Origin of the sequence: Mesorhizobium sp. 131-3-5 (assembly GCF_016756575.1) — a bacterium.
Taxonomy (GTDB): Bacteria; Pseudomonadota; Alphaproteobacteria; order Rhizobiales; family Rhizobiaceae; genus Mesorhizobium; species Mesorhizobium jarvisii.
In genome coordinates this window covers 5,491,771-5,508,314 of the sequence record NZ_AP023254.1, presented here as the reverse complement: position 1 = coordinate 5,508,314, position 16,544 = coordinate 5,491,771, and the positions used below count along the sequence as shown (strand labels likewise).

Annotated in this window: 17 protein-coding genes and 1 pseudogene; 8 read left to right on the top strand and 10 right to left on the bottom strand. The window is 63.2% G+C overall.

Going from position 1 to position 16,544, the window contains the following annotated elements:
- Nucleotides 1–3: 3 nt before the first annotated feature.
- The 5 genes and pseudogenes from JG747_RS27060 (at nt 4) to JG747_RS27040 (ending at nt 2,809) form a co-directional block, all read left to right on the top strand.
- Entirely contained in the window at nt 4–966 is a 963-nt protein-coding gene (locus JG747_RS27060; RefSeq protein WP_202360402.1) for a homoserine kinase, read from the top strand.
- Nucleotides 967–977: 11 nt separating this feature from the next.
- Nucleotides 978–1,511 carry a ribonuclease HI gene (gene rnhA / locus JG747_RS27055; protein WP_202360401.1) on the top strand — a complete coding sequence of 178 codons (534 nt, stop codon included), beginning with the start codon at nt 978–980 and terminating at the stop codon, nt 1,509–1,511.
- Nucleotides 1,512–1,551: 40 nt separating this feature from the next.
- The gene (locus JG747_RS27050) at nt 1,552–2,130 is read left to right on the top strand and encodes a histidine phosphatase family protein (protein ID WP_202360400.1); all 579 of its coding nucleotides are present in this window, start codon (nt 1,552–1,554) and stop codon (nt 2,128–2,130) included.
- A 103-nt stretch (nt 2,131–2,233) separates the two neighbouring features.
- On the top strand, nt 2,234–2,413 hold the full coding sequence (locus JG747_RS37885) for a ribbon-helix-helix domain-containing protein (RefSeq protein WP_446720601.1): 180 nt from the start codon (nt 2,234–2,236) through the stop codon (nt 2,411–2,413).
- Nucleotides 2,414–2,504: 91 nt separating this feature from the next.
- Nucleotides 2,505–2,809: pseudogene (locus JG747_RS27040) on the top strand (type II toxin-antitoxin system RelE/ParE family toxin).
- A gap of 8 nt (nt 2,810–2,817) precedes the next feature.
- On the opposite strand, the gene JG747_RS27035 reads toward JG747_RS27040, so the two are convergent.
- The 3 genes from JG747_RS27035 to JG747_RS27025 form a co-directional block, all read right to left on the bottom strand.
- Entirely contained in the window at nt 2,818–3,294 is a 477-nt protein-coding gene (locus JG747_RS27035; RefSeq protein ID WP_202360399.1) for a DUF2938 domain-containing protein, read from the bottom strand.
- Nucleotides 3,295–3,388: 94 nt separating this feature from the next.
- Nucleotides 3,389–3,871 (bottom strand): peroxiredoxin, encoded by a 483-nt coding sequence (locus tag JG747_RS27030; RefSeq protein ID WP_019857002.1) that lies wholly within the window; start codon nt 3,869–3,871, stop codon nt 3,389–3,391.
- An 87-nt stretch (nt 3,872–3,958) separates the two neighbouring features.
- Nucleotides 3,959–4,765 carry a protein-disulfide reductase DsbD domain-containing protein gene (locus tag JG747_RS27025; RefSeq protein ID WP_019857003.1) on the bottom strand — a complete coding sequence of 269 codons (807 nt, stop codon included), beginning with the start codon at nt 4,763–4,765 and terminating at the stop codon, nt 3,959–3,961.
- A gap of 171 nt (nt 4,766–4,936) precedes the next feature.
- On the opposite strand from JG747_RS27025, the gene JG747_RS27020 reads away from it, so the two are divergent.
- The gene (locus JG747_RS27020) at nt 4,937–5,545 is read left to right on the top strand and encodes a YqgE/AlgH family protein (RefSeq protein WP_027046619.1); all 609 of its coding nucleotides are present in this window, start codon (nt 4,937–4,939) and stop codon (nt 5,543–5,545) included.
- A 21-nt stretch (nt 5,546–5,566) separates the two neighbouring features.
- On the opposite strand, the gene JG747_RS27015 is transcribed toward JG747_RS27020, so the two are convergent.
- Genes JG747_RS27015 through thrC form a run of 4 tightly spaced genes read right to left on the bottom strand, consistent with a single transcriptional unit; the run spans nt 5,567 to nt 11,774 of the window.
- Nucleotides 5,567–8,455, bottom strand: coding sequence for an EAL domain-containing protein (locus tag JG747_RS27015; protein ID WP_019857005.1), 2,889 nt, complete (start codon nt 8,453–8,455; stop codon nt 5,567–5,569).
- A 3-nt stretch (nt 8,456–8,458) separates the two neighbouring features.
- A complete protein-coding gene (locus tag JG747_RS27010; protein ID WP_010914906.1) occupies nt 8,459–9,055 on the bottom strand; it encodes a GNAT family N-acetyltransferase in 597 nt (198 codons plus the stop codon).
- 14 nt (nt 9,056–9,069) lie between these two features.
- Nucleotides 9,070–10,362, bottom strand: a complete 1,293-nt coding sequence (locus JG747_RS27005; RefSeq protein ID WP_095198663.1) for a M16 family metallopeptidase — start codon at nt 10,360–10,362, stop codon at nt 9,070–9,072.
- 14 nt (nt 10,363–10,376) lie between these two features.
- Nucleotides 10,377–11,774, bottom strand: coding sequence for a threonine synthase (gene thrC / locus JG747_RS27000; protein ID WP_202360398.1), 1,398 nt, complete (start codon nt 11,772–11,774; stop codon nt 10,377–10,379).
- A gap of 129 nt (nt 11,775–11,903) precedes the next feature.
- On the opposite strand from thrC, the gene JG747_RS26995 reads away from it, so the two are divergent.
- Nucleotides 11,904–12,629 (top strand): hypothetical protein, encoded by a 726-nt coding sequence (locus JG747_RS26995; protein ID WP_027046620.1) that lies wholly within the window; start codon nt 11,904–11,906, stop codon nt 12,627–12,629.
- Between the two features lie 53 nt (nt 12,630–12,682).
- Here the strand turns inward: JG747_RS26995 and JG747_RS26990 are convergent, their stop codons facing one another.
- Nucleotides 12,683–13,372 carry an HAD family hydrolase gene (locus JG747_RS26990; protein WP_027046621.1) on the bottom strand — a complete coding sequence of 230 codons (690 nt, stop codon included), beginning with the start codon at nt 13,370–13,372 and terminating at the stop codon, nt 12,683–12,685.
- 176 nt (nt 13,373–13,548) lie between these two features.
- Between JG747_RS26990 and JG747_RS26985 the strand changes: the two genes are divergently transcribed.
- On the top strand, nt 13,549–14,682 hold the full coding sequence (locus JG747_RS26985; RefSeq protein WP_019857009.1) for a site-specific DNA-methyltransferase: 1,134 nt from the start codon (nt 13,549–13,551) through the stop codon (nt 14,680–14,682).
- A gap of 40 nt (nt 14,683–14,722) precedes the next feature.
- Here the strand turns inward: JG747_RS26985 and JG747_RS26980 are convergent, their stop codons facing one another.
- The gene (locus JG747_RS26980; protein WP_202360397.1) at nt 14,723–15,361 is read right to left on the bottom strand and encodes an HAD family hydrolase; all 639 of its coding nucleotides are present in this window, start codon (nt 15,359–15,361) and stop codon (nt 14,723–14,725) included.
- Nucleotides 15,362–15,371: 10 nt separating this feature from the next.
- A complete protein-coding gene (gene mutY / locus JG747_RS26975; RefSeq protein ID WP_202360396.1) occupies nt 15,372–16,490 on the bottom strand; it encodes an A/G-specific adenine glycosylase in 1,119 nt (372 codons plus the stop codon).
- Between the last annotated feature and the right edge of the window lie 54 nt (nt 16,491–16,544).

The following is a 16,544-nucleotide window of genomic DNA, read 5'->3' as shown; positions in this document are numbered from 1 at the left end:
CAGATGGCGGTCTATACCGACGTTGCGGAGGGCGAACTCGGCGCTTTCCTGAAGCACTATCCTGTTGGCGATCTCCTGTCCTACAAGGGCATCGCCGAAGGCACGGAAAACTCCAACTTCCTGCTGCACACCTCCAGCGGCTCCTACATACTGACGCTCTATGAAAAGCGGGTCGAGAAGGCGGATTTGCCGTTTTTCCTCGGGCTGATGGGCCATCTCGCCAACAAGGGCGTGTCCTGCCCGCTGCCGGTGACCGCGCATGATGGCAGCGTCATCGGCACGCTGGCCGGCCGGCCGGCCGTCATCATCACCTTTCTCGAAGGGCTTTCGCTGCGGCGCCCGACGGCGACGCACTGCGCCGAGGTCGGCAAAGCGCTGGCCGCCTTGCACCTGGCCGGTGCCGATTTTCCGATGACCCGCCCGAATGCGCTCGCCATCGACGGTTGGCGCAAGCTTTGGAACGCAGCCCGCGACCGGGCGGACGAGGTCGAGCCAGGCCTGGCGGCGGAGGTCGACGCCGACTTCGCCGATTTCGCGCGCAACTGGCCGAAGGGCCTTCCGGCGGGCATCATCCATGCCGATCTGTTTCCGGACAACGTCTTCTTCCTGGGCGAGAAGCTGTCGGGCCTGATCGATTTCTATTTCGCCTGTGACGACCTCTATGCCTACGACGTCGCGACCTGCCTCAACGCCTGGTGTTTCGAGAAGGATTTCTCCTTCAACCTCACCAAGGGCAAGGCACTGCTCGCCGGCTATCAGAGCGTGCGCCCGCTGAGCGAAGAGGAAAAGGCGGCACTGCCCATCCTGGCTCGCGGTTCGGCGCTGCGTTTCATGCTGACCCGGCTCTACGACTGGCTGACCGTTCCCGATGGCGGCCTGGTCATGAAACGCGACCCCACCGAATATATCAGGCGGATGCGGTTCCATCGGGCGATCAAATCTGCTTCGGAATATGGATTGGCCTGATATGGGGTATCATGAGCAAACAGGTTGAAATCTTCACCGACGGCGCCTGTTCGGGCAATCCCGGCCCTGGCGGCTGGGGTGCCATCCTGCGCTTCAACGGCACCACCAAGGAACTTTCCGGTGGCGAGGCCGAAACGACCAACAACCGCATGGAGTTGCTGGCGGCCATATCGGCGCTGAATGCGCTGAAGGAGCCGTGCACGGTCGAGCTTCACACCGACAGCAAATATGTCATGGACGGCATTTCCAAATGGATCCATGGCTGGAAGAAGAACGGCTGGAAGACCGCCGACAAGAAGCGGGTCAAGAACGGCGAACTGTGGCAGGCGCTGGATGAAGCCAACCGACGCCACAAGGTCACCTGGAACTGGGTGAAGGGCCATGCCGGCCACACCGAGAACGAGCGTGCCGACGAGCTCGCGCGGGAAGGCATGGCGCCGTTCAAGAAGGGCTCTTTCAAGCCGGCGGTATCAGCGCCGAAGCCGGATGCCCAGCCCAAGCAGCCGGTGGCCACGAAAGCGCGTCGTTCGACCCAGAGCTATTGAGTTCCGGCGGCCGGTCCACTTTCAGGCAGGAACCTCGATCGTGCCGATCCTCTACTATGTCACGCATCCCCAGGTTCAGATCGATGCCGCCATTCCCGTGCCGGAATGGGGGCTGTCCGATGTCGGGCGGGCGACAGCTGTTGCCATGCTCGATCAGCCATGGGTCGGTGCAATCCGGCGCATCGTGTCGTCGGGCGAACGCAAGGCAATAGAAACGGCCGAAATCCTGGCAAGTCATCTCCGCCTTGCGGTCGAGGTCAGGGAGCGGATGCATGAGAATGACCGGTCCGCGACCGGCTTCCTGCCGCCGCCGGAGTTCGAAGCAGTCGCCGACCAGTTCTTCGCCAACCCGCACGAAAGCATTCGCGGGTGGGAGCGGGCCATCGATGCTCAGCACCGTATCGTGAGCGAGGTCGCAGTCGTACTCGACGGCAACGACGCTGATGACATTGCTTTTGTGGGCCATGGAGGCGTTGGAACGCTCCTATTGCTGTCGCTTAACGGGCGGGAGATCAGCCGCAAGGCGGACCAACCGGCCGGCGGCGGCAACTATTTTACCTACGATATCGGCGCCCGCCGCGTCATCCATGGGTGGCGGCCGATCGACAGGCTACCTTGACCAAGTACGCATAGGCTAGGACAGTCAGGCACCGTCGCGGTTGCTCAAGTACATGGATGGGAGTAAAATTTCCTACCATAGAGCAATGCCATAAGGACTCAGCATGGCTAACGTGGAAAAAATGAGCGTGGCTGTGACGCCGCAACAGGCAGCTGCCGTGCGAGAGGCCGTGGAAGCCGGCGAGTATGCCACCCCTAGCGAGATTGTGCGTGAAGCGGTGCGGGATTGGCAGGCCAAGCGTGAATTGCGGCATGACAATATTCGCCGGCTGAGGCAACGGTGAGATGAAGGCAAGGCAAGCGGCCCACCGGAGCCTGTGGATTTCGACGCGTTGCGGAAGGAAGCCCGGCGAAAGCTGACGGAAGCCTCGTCGAATGGCCGTTAGGCTGGTTTGGTCACCCGCAGCCAGGACGGACCTCATCGACATCTACGTGACGATAGGCAGCGAAAACATACGGGCGGCCGATCGCTACTATGATCGGTTGGAAGCGCGGGCCATGCAACTGGCAGACCAGCCGCGCATGGGTGTTAGGCGACCGGACATCAGGCCTTCCGCACGAATGCTGGTGGAGGCGCCGTTTGTACTGCTCTACGAAACGATTCCAACACCGACGACGGCCCTGTCGAGTGGGTTGTCCGTGTGGTGGACGGGCGGCGGGATCTGAACCGTCTGTTCTAGCTGTCTAGCTAGCGCATCAGCAGCGCTGTGCCCCAAAGCCCGAGCGCGAAGACCGTGTGCGCCACCAGGTTCAGCGCCCGGATCCGCATCGGATTGGGCCGCCTCGAGGCTGCCCATCCGGCACCCATGCCGGGCGCCAACAGGAACCAACCGGCGCCGACGGTGACGATCCCGAGGATAAAGGCCGGCAGGAAGGTCGGCGCGGCAAGCCAGCCCGTTCCAGTCAGCACGACCAGGATGATGCCGTAGACGATGCCGACGAAATAGTGAAATGCCCAGCCCAGCGCCACTTCGTGCGCGTAGGGTGCCGCGTCGCCGATATCATCGTGAAAGACCTTGTCGGTGAGATGCCAGACCCAGCGACCGACCGGTCCCCAGTTCGGCCGTGGCTGGCCAAATGCCTTGTGGAGCAGGATTGCCCAGAGATCCATCAGCACCGTGGCGCCGATGCCGATCACGACAGCACGCCAGAAGACGTCAAACATCGTTGGGATCCCCCCGAAAGCCGGCAGTTCTGGGGTGCAAGCGGTCGTCGGGCGAGGTCAGCCTTGCGGCGTCGCCCGACGCGACCGTTGACGCCTAGAGCTGCCCGAGAATATGGGCCGCGCCGGACTCGTCGACACCCGGCTTGGTCTCGACGTTGATCGCGGTGACCTTACTGTCGTCGACGATCATCGAAAACCGCTTCGAGCGCAGGCCCATGCCGGCGGCGGAAAGGTCGTTGTCGAGGCCGACCGCCTTGGCGAAATCGCCGCTGCCGTCGGCGAGGAACAGGATCTTGCCCTCACCGCCGGTGAAGCGTGCCCAGGCGCCCATGACATGGACGTCGTTGACCGAAACGACGGCGATGGTGTCGACGCCGCGTGCCAGGATTGCATCATGGTTCTCGAGATAGCCGGGCAGGTGGTTGTTGCTGCAGGTCGGTGTGAAGGCGCCGGGAACACCGAACAGGACCACTTTCTTGCCCGGGAAAATCTCGGCTGAGGTGATCGTCTTGGCGCCGTCGTCGGTCATCGTCTTGAAGGTTACCTCGGGCAGCTTGTCGCCGACGGAAATGGTCATGAGTTCCTCGCTTGGGGAATGGGAAGGAAGGATGCATGCTTGCGTAGCGAACTCGGCGGCGTCCTGCAACCGTTCGGGCGAGCTGGATCAAGGGAAAGGCAGCAGCCCTTCGACGGCGCCCGCCGAGCTCGTCAGCGTGTAGTGAAGTCCGCCATCCGTTGGCGTTGCCGAGGGGCGGTCGAGGATCGGCACGGTGAAGATCAGCTTGCCGTCCTTTTCGCTGCGGGAAGGGGCGCCGAACATGTAATCCCGCTCGCCGGCGACGAAGAAATCCGCCGCGTCGGGGTCACCGGGAAAATTCGCCTCGACAACCAGCGTCTCGTGATCGCCCGGCAGGACATTGATGCCGAAATCCGATCTTGCGGGCGCCGGCAATGCCGCGAAACTTGCCTTCACCAGGGCTGCATCGTCTGCATTGTCGGGGTCGGAACCAGGGTCGACCGTCAGCCGCGTCTGCACCGGTATGCAGATCGTTTCGCAAATGCCGAGGAAGACGTCGGCGTCGATGACGGCCGAATCCTTCGCTGCCGACAATTTGAACACCACCGGCAGCGAAACCGGATAGTTGTAGCCTGCCCATTTGCCATAACCGTCGTCGTGGCGTTGGGGTGCCGGAAACGAGAGTGTGGCATCGGCAATATTGGTGCTGGCCGAAACATCGAGCTGTGGCGGCACACCGGCGTCGCCCGGATCACGCCAATAGGTCTTCCAACCCGGCTTGAGCGCGATGTCGAGAACGCCCTGGATGCGGCCGGCCTCGTCGGCTTTGCCTGATGTCACCAGCCGCACCTTGCCGCCTTCGCTGTTGTACCAGGCGGACGAGGAGGCCGAGGCAGGGAGAACGCTCGCCGATCCGATGGCGGCGCCGAGCAACAGGATTTTCAAGCTTTGCATGGCGGTGATTTGATCGTCCGTTCGTGGCGGTGCAATGATTTCATGGCCCTGCCGGCATCATATTTGCGTGACCCCTGGTGGCAAGCCATGGCGGCCTGGCGCCATGGGCTTTGGTCGAATCCGGCGCGGCGCATCTTTTCGGCGCCGGGGAAACACGGTACCCTCCCTGTCATGGATTTGTTGCGCCACAAAAAGACGGCTGCTGGACGCGGCTTTCTCGACGATCAGTTCCTGATTGCCATGCCCGGCATGAAGGACGATCGTTTCACGCGCTCGGTCATCTACATCTGCGCCCACAGCGATGAAGGCGCGATGGGCCTGATCATCAACCAGACACAGCAGATGCTGTTTCCGGATCTGTTGGTGCAGCTCGGCATCATGAACGAGCAGGAAGCGATCCGCCTGCCGGCGCAGGCGCGCGATTTCGTCGTGCGCAATGGCGGGCCTGTCGATCGCAGCCGAGGCTTCGTCCTGCATTCGGGCGACTACCGCGTGGAATCGTCGCTGACCGTTTCCGACGATATCTGCCTGACCGCGACGGTCGATATATTGCGCGCTATATCGTCGGGCCGCGGCCCGCGTCACGCGCTGATGGCGCTCGGCTATTCCGGATGGGGCGCCGGCCAACTGGAAACCGAGATCGCCGAGAATGGCTGGCTGACCTGTCCGGCCAGTCCCGAACTTCTCTTCGACGCGGACATCGAGCGCAAATACGATCGCATCCTCGCCTCGATCGGTATCGATCTGGCGCATCTCAGCCTGGCTGCCGGACACGCCTGACCTGTCACGCTAACGCAGCCTCTAAGCCTGCGTCAGCGGATACTGCTCCTTCAACGTCTTCAGCACCTGGTCGCCCGGCATCGGCGCGCCGAACATGAAGCTCTGCACATATTCGCAACCCATCTGGCGCAATTCCAGCGCATCGCGTTCGTCCGAGATGCCCTCGGCGACCACCGACAGGCCGAGTTCATGCGCCATGTTGACCATGGATTTGAGCAGCACAGCGCGCTTCGGCGTGCTGTCATCGACGAAACTCTTGTCGATCTTGATCGTGTCGAACGGGAAACGCGTCAAATAGGCGAGCGATGAATAGCCGGTGCCGAAATCGTCCAGCGACAGGCCGATGCCGAGCTGTTTCAGCTTGGTCAGCACATGGGCGGTCTGCTCGGGATTGTCCATCACCAGGGACTCGGTGAGCTCGAGCCGGAAGCAGCGCGGCTTCAGATTGGCCCGCGCGATGACCGAGCGGACATCGCTGACCAGGTCGCGGCGGATGAGCTGGCGGCTGGACAGATTGACCGAGACCGACAGCGGCGCGTCGCCGATCTGCTTTTGCCATCCGGCCAGGTCCTCGGCCGCCTGCTGCATGGCGAACAGCCCGAGCTGCACGATCAGCCCGCAGCTTTCGGCGACCGGAATGAAATCCGCCGGCGGAATCATGCCGCGGCGCGGATGGTCCCAGCGCAGCAAGGCCTCGAAGCCGGCGACGCTGCCGTCCTCCAGCCGCACGATCGGCTGGTAGGCAAGGGTGAATTCGCGCCGCTCGATGGCGCGCCGCAAATCGGATTCGAACTGCAGCCGGTCGGTGCCGACGGTGCGGAAAGCCGGGCGGAACGGCTCGATCCTGTCGCCGCCGAAACGCTTGGCCTGATGCATGGCAAGTTCGGCGTCCTTGACCATGTCCTCGGCCGAAGTCTGCGCCGAGGTCCAGGTGATCAGGCCGATCGAGGCGGTCAGCACGATCTCGCGCTTGGCGAAGGTGATCGGGTTGTTGATCGCATGCTTGATGGCGTCCGCCACGCCGGCGATGCGGGCGGGGTCCTGTTCGGACAAAAGCATCAGCGCGAACTGGTCGCCGGCAAAGCGCGACAGCGAATCCTTCGGCTTCAACAGCCGGTGCAGGCGCCGAGCGATGGTCAGCAGGATGGTGTCGCCGGCCGAGATGCCGAGCCCGTCATTGACCTGCTTGAAGCGGTCTATGTCGATGACGAAGACTGTCGGACGCACCTTCTCTTCGGTGCGGGCGATCGAGATGATCGCTTCCAGCCGGTTCATGAACAGTTCGCGGTTCGGCAGGCCGGTCAAATTGTCGTGCACGGCATCGTGCAGCAGCCGCTCCTCGGACTTCTTCTGCTCGGTGACGTCGACCATGGTGCCGACGCAGCGGATGACTTCGCCGTCCGATCCTATGACCGGCCGCGCCCGCAAGGCGAACCAATGATAGTGCCCGTCGGCGCCGCGCAGGCGGAAATTCTGCGCCACCCGGCCGCGCCGGTGCTCCAGCACCACGTCGAGCGTCGTGCGGAACGTGTCGCGGTCGTCGGCATGCAGCACCGGCAGCCAGTTGCGCGCGGCACCACCAAGGCTGTTGGGCGCCAGGCCGAGCTGGATGCTGACATCAGGCTTGGTGACGACGCGGTCGCGCAGAACGTCCCAGTCCCACACCGTGTCGCCCGACCCGGCCACCGCCAGCGCCTGGCGTTCGAGGTCGGAGAACAGCCCCTGATGCAGCGCGCCGCCGGCGAAGGCATGCTGCATGACGGTGAAGCCGATCAACAGGATGATCAGGATCAGCCCGCCGCCGAGCGCCGGCTGGGCGATGTCATTGTCGAGCATGCCGGTGATCGCCATCCACGACCCGCATAGCCACAACAGCACCATGACCCAACTGGGCACCAGCATGATGGCGCGGTCATAACCACGAATTCCGAGGAAGATGATCAGGCCGAGCCCGGTCAATGCGGTGGCGGCAAAGGAGATGCGGGCGATGCCTGCGGCGACCGCCGGATCGACGATGGCCACGCCTGCAATCAGCACCAGCCCGAGGATCCAGACCAGCGCGCCATAGCTGAAGTGACCGTGCCAGCGGTTGAGGTTGAGATAGGCGAACAGGAAGACCACAAAGGTCGCCGCAAGCGCCACCTCCGTTCCAGCTCGCCACATCTGCTCGTTGCCGGGCGAGATTTCGATGACCTTGTTGAGGAAACCGAAATCGACGCAGATATAGGCAAGCACCGCCCAGGCAAGGGCCGCGGTTGCCGGGAACATCGAGGTCCCCTTGACCACGAAAAGGATGGTCAGGAACAGCGCCAGAAGGCCCGCAATGCCGATGACGATGCCGCGAAACAGCGTGTAGGAGTTGACCGAGTCCTTGTAGGCTTCCGGCTCCCACAGATAGACCTGCGGCAGCTTGGGCGAGGCGAGTTCGGCGATGAAGGTGATCACCGTCCCCGGGTTCAGCGTCACCCGGAACACATCGGCGTCGGGGCTGGTCTGGCGGTCGAGCGCGAAGCCCTCGCTGGGCGTGATCGCCGCAATGCGGGTGGCGCCGAGATCGGGCCAGAAGATGCCGGAATTGACCAGCCGGAAATGCGGCGCCACGATCAGCCTGTCGAGCTGCTGGTCGGTGGTGTTGGCCAGCGCAAACACCGCCCAGTCGCCGGTCGAACGCGCGTCATTGGCCTCGACCTCGATGCGCCGCACGATGCCGTCAGGCCCGGGCGCGGTCGATACCTGGAAGTTCTCACCCTGGTTGCGGTAGATCTCGAAGGCGCGCGACAGGTCGAGCGCGACGTCGTCGCGGGCAATCTTGATCGGTTCGACGGCAAAGGCCGACGAAGCCGCGCACAGCGTCAGGATTGCCGCGAGGACAAAGGCGAACAGCGGCCCGTTTCGCAGGAAATTCGTCAAAAATCAGTCCTTCGTTCCTGCGTCCAGCGGATCGTCCGCAATCCGGGCGTAGAGGTAATGGTCCTGCCAGATGCCGTTGATCCTGAGATAGGATCTTAACAGTCCTTCGCGCCGGAATCCGGCTTTTTCAAGCACGCGGATCGATCGGATGTTGTCGGGAATACAGGCGGCTTCGATCCGGTGCAACCTCAGCGTATCGAAGGCGAACCGGGCCACGACCTTGACCGCGTCGGTCATCAGGCCGCGGCCGCCGAAGCGCTCGCCGATCCAGTAGCCGACATGGCCGCTTTGCGAGACACCGTGGCGTATGTTGCCGAGCGTGATGCCGCCGGCCAGCTTGCCGCTCGACTTCTCGAAGATGAAGAAGGCGATCGCGGTTCCCTGCGCATAATCTTCGCGGTAGCGGCTGATGCGCAGGCGCCATGCCGTGCGGTCGAGTTCATCAGGTGTCCAGCGCGGCTCCCACGGCTCCAGGAAGGCGCGGCTTTCGCCGCGCAGCGTCGACCATTCCCGATAGTCATTGGTGTATGGCACGCGCAACGTGACGAGATTGCCCTTCAGCGCCGGCAGGTCACGGCGAAAGAAAGGGAGCGCGAACACGGCGCTTGGGGGACTTAGACGGCGAGCCTGCGGGCCGTGGTCTGCGTGCCCGGAAGCGAATCGAGGATCGCCTCATATGGTGCCAGCGTACCCACGGGCCCGACAGCGGTGAGCGTCGGCTTGGTTGAGAACATCCGCGACGACAGGTCTGTCAGCCGCTCCACCGTCAGCGCCGACAGGCGCTCCATCAATTCCTCCTTGGCGATCGGCCTGCCGAACAAAAGCAGTTGCCTTGCGATCTGCGAGGCGCGGCTGGCCGGGCTTTCGGCGGACATGATCAGCCCTGCGCGATACTGCGCGCGCGCGCGGTCGAGTTCTTCCTGCAGGATGTTCTCGCCGGCCTTCTGCAGCTCGTCGATGATGACAGGCACGAGTTCGGCGATGTCGCTCTGGCCCGTCGCGGCGTGGACGCCGAAAATGCCGGTGTCGGAAAAGCCCCAGTGGAAGGCATAGACCGAATAACACAGGCCGCGTTTCTCGCGGACTTCCTGGAACAGGCGCGACGACATGCCGCCGCCGAGGATCATCGACAGCACCTGCGAGGCGTAGAAGTCGCGCACATGGTAGGCGCGGCCTTCGAAGCCCAGCACGATCTGCGCGTCCATCAGGTCGCGGTCCTCGCGGAAATCGCCGCCGACATATTGCGCATATTGCGGGATGGTGCTGTCGGCCTTGCTGCGGAAGCCGCCGAGTTGCTTCTCCACCTCGCGCACGAAATTGTCGTGCTTGATGTCGCCGGCAGCCACGATCACCATCCGTTCGGCGCCATATTGGCGTTCGATGAAATCGTGCAGCTGCTTGGAGGTGAAGGATTTGACGGTTTCCGGCGTGCCCAGGATCGAGCGGCCGATGGTCTGGTGGCGAAAGGCCGTCTCGGTGAAACGGTCGAAGACGATATCGTCTGGCGTATCGTGGGCGGCGCCGATCTCCTGCAGGATGACGTGCTGCTCGCGCTCGAGCTCCTGCGGGTCGAATTCGGACTCCTGCAGGATGTCGGCGAGGATGTCGACGGCCAGCGGCACGTCGTCGCTGAGCACCCTGGCGTAGTAGGATGTGGTCTCGACACTGGTGGCGGCATTGATCTCGCCGCCGACATCCTCGATTTCCGAGGCGATTTCGAAGGCCGTCCGTCGCTTCGTGCCCTTGAACGCCATGTGCTCGAGCAGATGGGCCATGCCATGCTCTTCGTCACGTTCATTGCGGGCACCGGACTTGACCCAGGCACCCAAGGCAACCGATTCGATACTTGGAAGGGTTTCGGTGGCGACTGTCAGGCCGTTCGACAGACGGCTTACCTCAACACCCATATGGTTCGTACTCCCTAACGCGCCGCCCGCGCGCGGCGGCTGACGTAATCTTCCACCATTTTCAGGTCGGATGGAAGTACCGTGTATTTTTCCTCAAATGTCATCAATCCCCCTAGCCATGCGGGCAGGGCCGGCGAGACGCCGCTGGCGGCCTCGACGGCGGCCGGGAATTTTGCCGGGTGCGCCGTGCCCAGCACCACCATCGGCACGGCGCTTGCCGCCTTGCCCGCCGCGACATGCACGGCTGCCGCCGTGTGCGGGTCGAGCAGGTAATTGCTGGCCGCGAGCGTCGCACGGATGGTGGCGGCGACCTCGTCCATGGTGGCGCGGCCGGCATCGAACTCGGACCGCATCCCATTGATTTCACGGGCCTCAATGGTGAAGGCGCCGGACTGCTTCAGGCCATCCATGTAGCGTCGCACGGTCGCCGCGTCGCGGTTGGAGGCTTCGAACAGCAGGCGTTCGAAATTCGACGAAACCTGGATGTCCATCGAAGGCGAAGTGGTCGCAAAGACACCCTTGGTGCGGTACTCGCCGGTGGCGAAAGTGCGCGCCAATATGTCGTTGTCGTTGGTGGCGATGACCAGCCGTTCGATCGGCAGGCCCATCTTCTTGGCGGCATAGCCGGCGAAGATATCGCCGAAATTGCCGGTCGGGACGGTGAACGACACCGGTCTGTCCGGCGCGCCGAGCGACAGGGCCGAGGAGAAATAGTAGACGATCTGGGCCATGATGCGCGCCCAGTTGATCGAATTGACCCCCGACAGCGCCACCCGGTCACGGAAGGCGTGGTCGTTGAACATGTCCTTGAGCAGCCCCTGGCAGTCGTCGAAATTGCCTTCGATCGCTAGCGCATGGACGTTTTCGGCCTTCGACGTCGTCATCTGCCGCTGCTGCACCGGCGAAACGCGGCCATGCGGGAACAGGATGAAGATGTCGGTGCGGCTGCGCCCGGCAAAGGCGTCGATCGCCGCGCCGCCGGTGTCGCCTGACGTGGCGCCGACGATGGTGGCATGCTGGTCGCGTTCGGCAAGCACATGGTCCATCAGCCGGGCGAGCAGCTGCATCGCCACATCCTTGAATGCCAGCGTCGGCCCATGGAAGAGTTCGAGGACAAACGTGTTGGGGCCGGTCTGGACAAGCGGGCAGACCGCCTCGTGACGGAACGTGGCATAGGCTTCGCGCACCAGGCGCTCGAAGACCGGCGCCGGAATTTCGCCGCCAAGGAACGGCGACAGCACGCGGATCGCGAGATCGGGATAGGCAAGGCCACGCATGGCACGGATATCGGAAGCTGAAAACTGCGGCCACTCGCGCGGCACGTAAAGCCCGCCATCGCGTGCCAGCCCCGCCAGCACGGCATCGGAAAATCCAAGCGCGGGTGCTTCCCCGCGCGTACTCACATATTGCATATCTCAGTCCCGTTGCCGCTTGGCTTTTCCGTTCACCACAAGGTGGTTAATTTCTGTGCCGGCTCCAGTCGCATTTTTGCCGCGCCGTTGATATACGTCACCAGCTTTACGAGAGGGAAGTGCAGTTTCATGGCGTTTCGTACATCAAGTGGCCGCTTTTTGGCGGGTCTTGCGCTCACCGGCTTTATGCTCGCCGCCGCCGGCTGCCAATCGGGCGACAATGGCATCCTTAACCTCGGTTTCGGCAAGAAGGACCCGACGGCGCCTCCGCCTCCGCAGGATCCCAAGATTCTGGCCAGCCAGCTGAACGCCTATTGCCCGCGGGTGACGGTGCGCGACGGCACGGCCTTTTTCAACACCTATGCCAACGAGGTCAAGAAGGCCAAGCCGAAGCTCAAGAAGACCGGCGACGCCGCCGCGGATGCCGCGGCGCAGGCCGCGGCTGACGCCGCCGCTGCCACACCGCCTGATGATTCCGCGAGGATCATTTACCAGGCGTCGATTTCCGACGTGACCCGCGATTGCAGCCGTGCCGACGGACAGCTGACGATGAAGATAGCGGTTGCCGGCAAGATCGTGCCGGGAGCGAAGTTTACGCCCGGCACCATCACCATGCCGATCCGCACCGCGGTGATGCACGGCACCGACGTGCTCTATTCGCAGATTCACCAGTACCAGGTCCAGGTCACCGATCCGTCGGTCGCCACCCAGTTCGTCTTCACCGATTCCAATGTCGTCGTGCCGGCACCGACGGCGCAGGATTATCAGGTCTATGCCGGCTATGACGAAACCGCGCCGAAGGCGACGGACAAGCCGAAGAAGACCCACAGGAAGAGGGCCGCGGCGACAAACTAGTCGGGGTCTAGTCCTGATACTTTAAGGGCAACGTGCGTGGCGGCGCACGGTGCTCAGGCGTCGGCCGACCATTCCGAAAGCGCCGCGATCACGCTTTTCAGCTCTGCCCAGCGGCGGATCACCGTTTCGGCGCCGGCCTCGGTCAGCGCGTCGGCATGGCCAGGGTAGCTGTGGCTGGCGCCGGTGAAGCCGATCACCCGCATGCCGGCTGCCTTGGCGCCGGCGACGCCGTGCACGGAATCCTCGATGACGAAAGTGTTGGCTGGGTTCGCGCCGAGTCTTTCCGCCGCGAACAGGAACACGTCCGGCGCGGGTTTGGTCTTTTTGCTCGGTATTTCCAGTGCCGAGAAGATGCGGCCGGCGAAGAAGGTCAGCAGATGCACTTTCTCCAGCATGAATTCTATCCGCTCCGAGCGTGAGTTGGAGCAGATGCAGCGTTGCGCCGTGACCGAGGCGACCGCCTCGCGCACGCCCTCGATGGCACGCACATCGCTGCGCAGTTTGCGGTCGACGAGCTCTTCGGCGCGGTCGATCAGCGACGCCTGGAACGGAATCTTGGACTTCTCCTCGATCCGCATCAGTATGTCCTTGAACGTCAGGCCCGCATAGCTTTCGGCAATCTCCTCGGCCGAGATTTCATATCCGGCGAGCGTTATCAGCTCGGCCTCGACCCGCGCGGCGATGATTTCGGAATCGACGAGCACGCCGTCGCAATCGAAGATGACAAGGTCTGGCTGGGGCATGGTGATCCGGACAAAGAAAGGATGAAGCGGCCAGGAAGGCCTCAGGCGGCGCGGCATACACCAATGGCCCGGCCTTCGCAAACCTGGCAGGCGATCGCGCCGGCCTTCACCGAATATTTACGCTGATCGGTAACCATAACGGGGAGTAAACAGTAACGCGTGCCTTGGGTGTAAAAATGTCTGCCGTGCGTCTTCTCCACGAGTTGTCCCACGCTCCCCAGCAATCCGAATGGCTGGACACGATCCTCAAGGGCGACTGCGTCGCGGCTCTCGACCGCCTGCCCGAAAAGTCGATCGACGTCATCTTCGCCGATCCGCCCTACAATCTGCAGCTCGACGGCGATCTGCACCGGCCCGACCAGTCCAAGGTTGACGCGGTCGACGATCATTGGGACCAGTTCGAGAATTTTGAGGCCTATGACGCCTTCACCCGCGCCTGGCTTTTGGCGGCGCGCCGCGTGCTGAAGCCCAACGGCACCATCTGGGTCATCGGCTCCTATCACAACATCTTCCGGGTCGGCGCCAAGATGCAGGATCTGGGCTTCTGGATCCTCAACGACGTGGTCTGGCGCAAGACCAATCCGATGCCGAATTTCCGTGGCCGCCGTTTTCAGAACGCGCATGAGACGATGATCTGGGCTTCCCGGGACCAGAAGGGCAAGGGCTATACGTTCAACTACGAGGCGCTGAAGGCGTCCAACGACGACATCCAGATGCGCTCCGACTGGCTGTTCCCGATCTGCACCGGCGGCGAGCGGCTGAAGAACGACAATGGCGACAAGCTGCACCCGACGCAGAAGCCGGAAGCGCTGCTCGCCCGCATCATGATGGCCTCGACCAAGCCCGGCGACATCGTGCTCGACCCCTTCTTCGGCTCCGGCACGACAGGTGCGGTCGCCAAGCGTCTTGGTCGCCATTTCGTCGGCATTGAGCGCGAGCAGGCCTATATCGACGCCGCCAACGAGCGTATCGATGCGGTGCGGCCGCTGGAGGATGCTGATCTGACGGTGTTAACCGGCAAGCGCGCCGAGCCGCGCGTCGCCTTCGTCAGCCTTCTCGACACCGGGCTGATGCAGCCGGGCGTCACGCTGTACGACGCCAAGAAGCGCTGGGCGGCCAAGGTGCGCGCCGACGGCACGGTGGCGATCGGCGACAGCGCCGGCTCGATCCACAAGATCGGCGCCGAAGTGCAGGGGCTGGACGCCTGCAATGGCTGGACCTTCTGGCATTATGAGCGCAGCGGCGGGCTGACCCCGATCGACGAACTGCGCCGCATCGCCCGTCTCGGCATGGAGCGGGCAGGGGGCTGACCCCCTGCCGAATTATCGCGTATTGCGTTGGATCAAAATCTCAGCGCATCGCCGCAAGCGATTCAGATCGCGCCTTGATTCCCAAGCGTTCAAGATCTGCTTGAAGCGTCCTGGCATCGGTGAACAGCACGGCTTGCCAGCCCGCGGCCTTGGCGCCGTCGACATTCTTCGGGCTGTCGTCGATGAACAGCGTCGCCGAGGGTTCGAGCCCGAACGCAGCCACGTGATGGTCATAAATGTCACGATCCGGCTTGATCTTGCCGATCTCGCCGGAGATGGTCACGCCGCGTGGCCGATTGAGGAAATCGAAGCGTTCGCGGGCTTCCGCCAGAGTGTCGGAGGCGAAGTTGGTCAGCATGGTCACATCATGGCCGCTCTCGATCAGGCCAAGCATGATGGCGACGCTGTCGTCATAGGCATGCGGCACCATGTCGTGCCAGTGGCGGCGGAAATTGCGGATGTTTTCCGCATGGTCGGGATAGTCCGCAATCAGCAGCGCCTCGGCCTCTTCCCAGCTCCGGCCGCGATCCTGCTCGATGTTCCAGTCATGCGTGCAGACATTGTCGAAGAACCACTTTCTTTCTTCGGCATCGGGGATGAGGCGGCTGAACGGAATGTCTGGATCGTAGTGGATCAGCACGCGGCCGATGTCGAAAACGATGTGGCGGATCTCGGTCATGAAGCCTCTTTCAATGCGGGCGTTGCTTTTTCGTCGCGCCGGGTATCGCAGCCTCGATTGCCTTTTTCATGACAGTGGGCAGGGCCTCCCCGGAAATCTCGTGGGCGTGCGACCAGAAATGCCCAGCCGGCGCATCACCTTTGATGTGAGCGTGAAAGACTTCGAGCTCGAGGGCGAAATGGGTGAAGACATGCGTGATTGTGCCGGCGCTTCGCCAGTCACCGGGAAAGGGCGCCGCCGCCTGCGTGGTGGCACCGTCCACCCGCGCCGTCCAGCCCGTTGTCGGCACCTCGGTCATGCCGCCAAGCAAACCTTTCTCCGGCCGTTTGCGCAGAAGTATGGCACCATCCTCACGCATGGCGACGAAAGCAGCACCGCGTCGCTGCGGCTTGTCGGCTTTTGGCAGCCGCACCGGGAAGTTTTCAGGGTCGCCCGAAACGACGGCACTACAGCTCTCGCGCAGCGGGCACAGCATGCAGCGCGGCCGGCGCGGGGTGCAGATCGTGGCACCGAGATCCATCATCGCCTGGGCGAAATCGCCCGGCCTTGCCGCCGGCACCATGGCCTCGACAAGGGCGCGTATCTCGGTCTTGGCTTCGCTGAGTGGCGTCGTGATCGAAAACAGCCTCGATATGACGCGTTCGACATTGCCGTCGACCACGGCGGCGGGGCGGTCGAAGGCGATCGCCGTGATCGCCGCCGAAGTGTAGGCGCCGATGCCGGGCAGGTCTCTCAAACCGGCCTCGGTGTCGGGAAACCGGCCGCCGCGTGCCGCCACCAGATCGGCGCAGGCCTTGAGGTTGCGGGCGCGGGAGTAATAGCCGAGCCCGGCCCAGGCCTTCATCACGTCCTCGGTCGGCGCCGCGGCCAGTGCCTCGACATCGGGCCATTTCTCGACAAAGGCTCGAAAATAGGATTTCACCGCCTCGACTGTGGTCTGCTGCAGCATGACTTCGGACAGCCAGATGCGGTAGGGATCGGGCCGCACGCCGCGTGCATGCTCGCGCGGGCTCACCCGCCACGGCAGCTCGCGATGATGCACGTCGTACCAGGCGAGCAGGCGCGACGCGGTATCGTCCGGCATTGCCTTGCGTGCCTGGGTCTTGCGGGTCTGGTCTGCTGGTGCCATTGATCGTGTATTGGCCTTGCCGGTAATCTGCTGGGGTCGCGGCTGGAGAACGTA

What these genes read in the sequence shown, in the direction of transcription:
- JG747_RS26985 (WP_019857009.1), top strand. Translation starts at nt 13,549, where the DNA reads ATGTCTGCCGTGCGTCTTCTCCACGAGTTGTCCCACGCTCCCCAGCAA.
- thrC (WP_202360398.1), bottom strand. Translation starts at nt 11,774, where the DNA reads ATGCAATATGTGAGTACGCGCGGGGAAGCACCCGCGCTTGGATTTTCC.
- JG747_RS26995 (WP_027046620.1), top strand. Translation starts at nt 11,904, where the DNA reads ATGGCGTTTCGTACATCAAGTGGCCGCTTTTTGGCGGGTCTTGCGCTC.
- JG747_RS27025 (WP_019857003.1), bottom strand. Translation starts at nt 4,765, where the DNA reads ATGCAAAGCTTGAAAATCCTGTTGCTCGGCGCCGCCATCGGATCGGCG.
- JG747_RS27020 (WP_027046619.1), top strand. Translation starts at nt 4,937, where the DNA reads ATGGATTTGTTGCGCCACAAAAAGACGGCTGCTGGACGCGGCTTTCTC.
- rnhA (WP_202360401.1), top strand. Translation starts at nt 978, where the DNA reads ATGAGCAAACAGGTTGAAATCTTCACCGACGGCGCCTGTTCGGGCAAT.
- JG747_RS27060 (WP_202360402.1), top strand. Translation starts at nt 4, where the DNA reads ATGGCGGTCTATACCGACGTTGCGGAGGGCGAACTCGGCGCTTTCCTG.
- JG747_RS26980 (WP_202360397.1), bottom strand. Translation starts at nt 15,361, where the DNA reads ATGACCGAGATCCGCCACATCGTTTTCGACATCGGCCGCGTGCTGATC.
- JG747_RS37885 (WP_446720601.1), top strand. Translation starts at nt 2,234, where the DNA reads ATGGCTAACGTGGAAAAAATGAGCGTGGCTGTGACGCCGCAACAGGCA.
- mutY (WP_202360396.1), bottom strand. Translation starts at nt 16,490, where the DNA reads ATGGCACCAGCAGACCAGACCCGCAAGACCCAGGCACGCAAGGCAATG.
- JG747_RS27005 (WP_095198663.1), bottom strand. Translation starts at nt 10,362, where the DNA reads ATGGGTGTTGAGGTAAGCCGTCTGTCGAACGGCCTGACAGTCGCCACC.
- JG747_RS27030 (WP_019857002.1), bottom strand. Translation starts at nt 3,871, where the DNA reads ATGACCATTTCCGTCGGCGACAAGCTGCCCGAGGTAACCTTCAAGACG.
- JG747_RS27035 (WP_202360399.1), bottom strand. Translation starts at nt 3,294, where the DNA reads ATGTTTGACGTCTTCTGGCGTGCTGTCGTGATCGGCATCGGCGCCACG.
- JG747_RS26990 (WP_027046621.1), bottom strand. Translation starts at nt 13,372, where the DNA reads ATGCCCCAGCCAGACCTTGTCATCTTCGATTGCGACGGCGTGCTCGTC.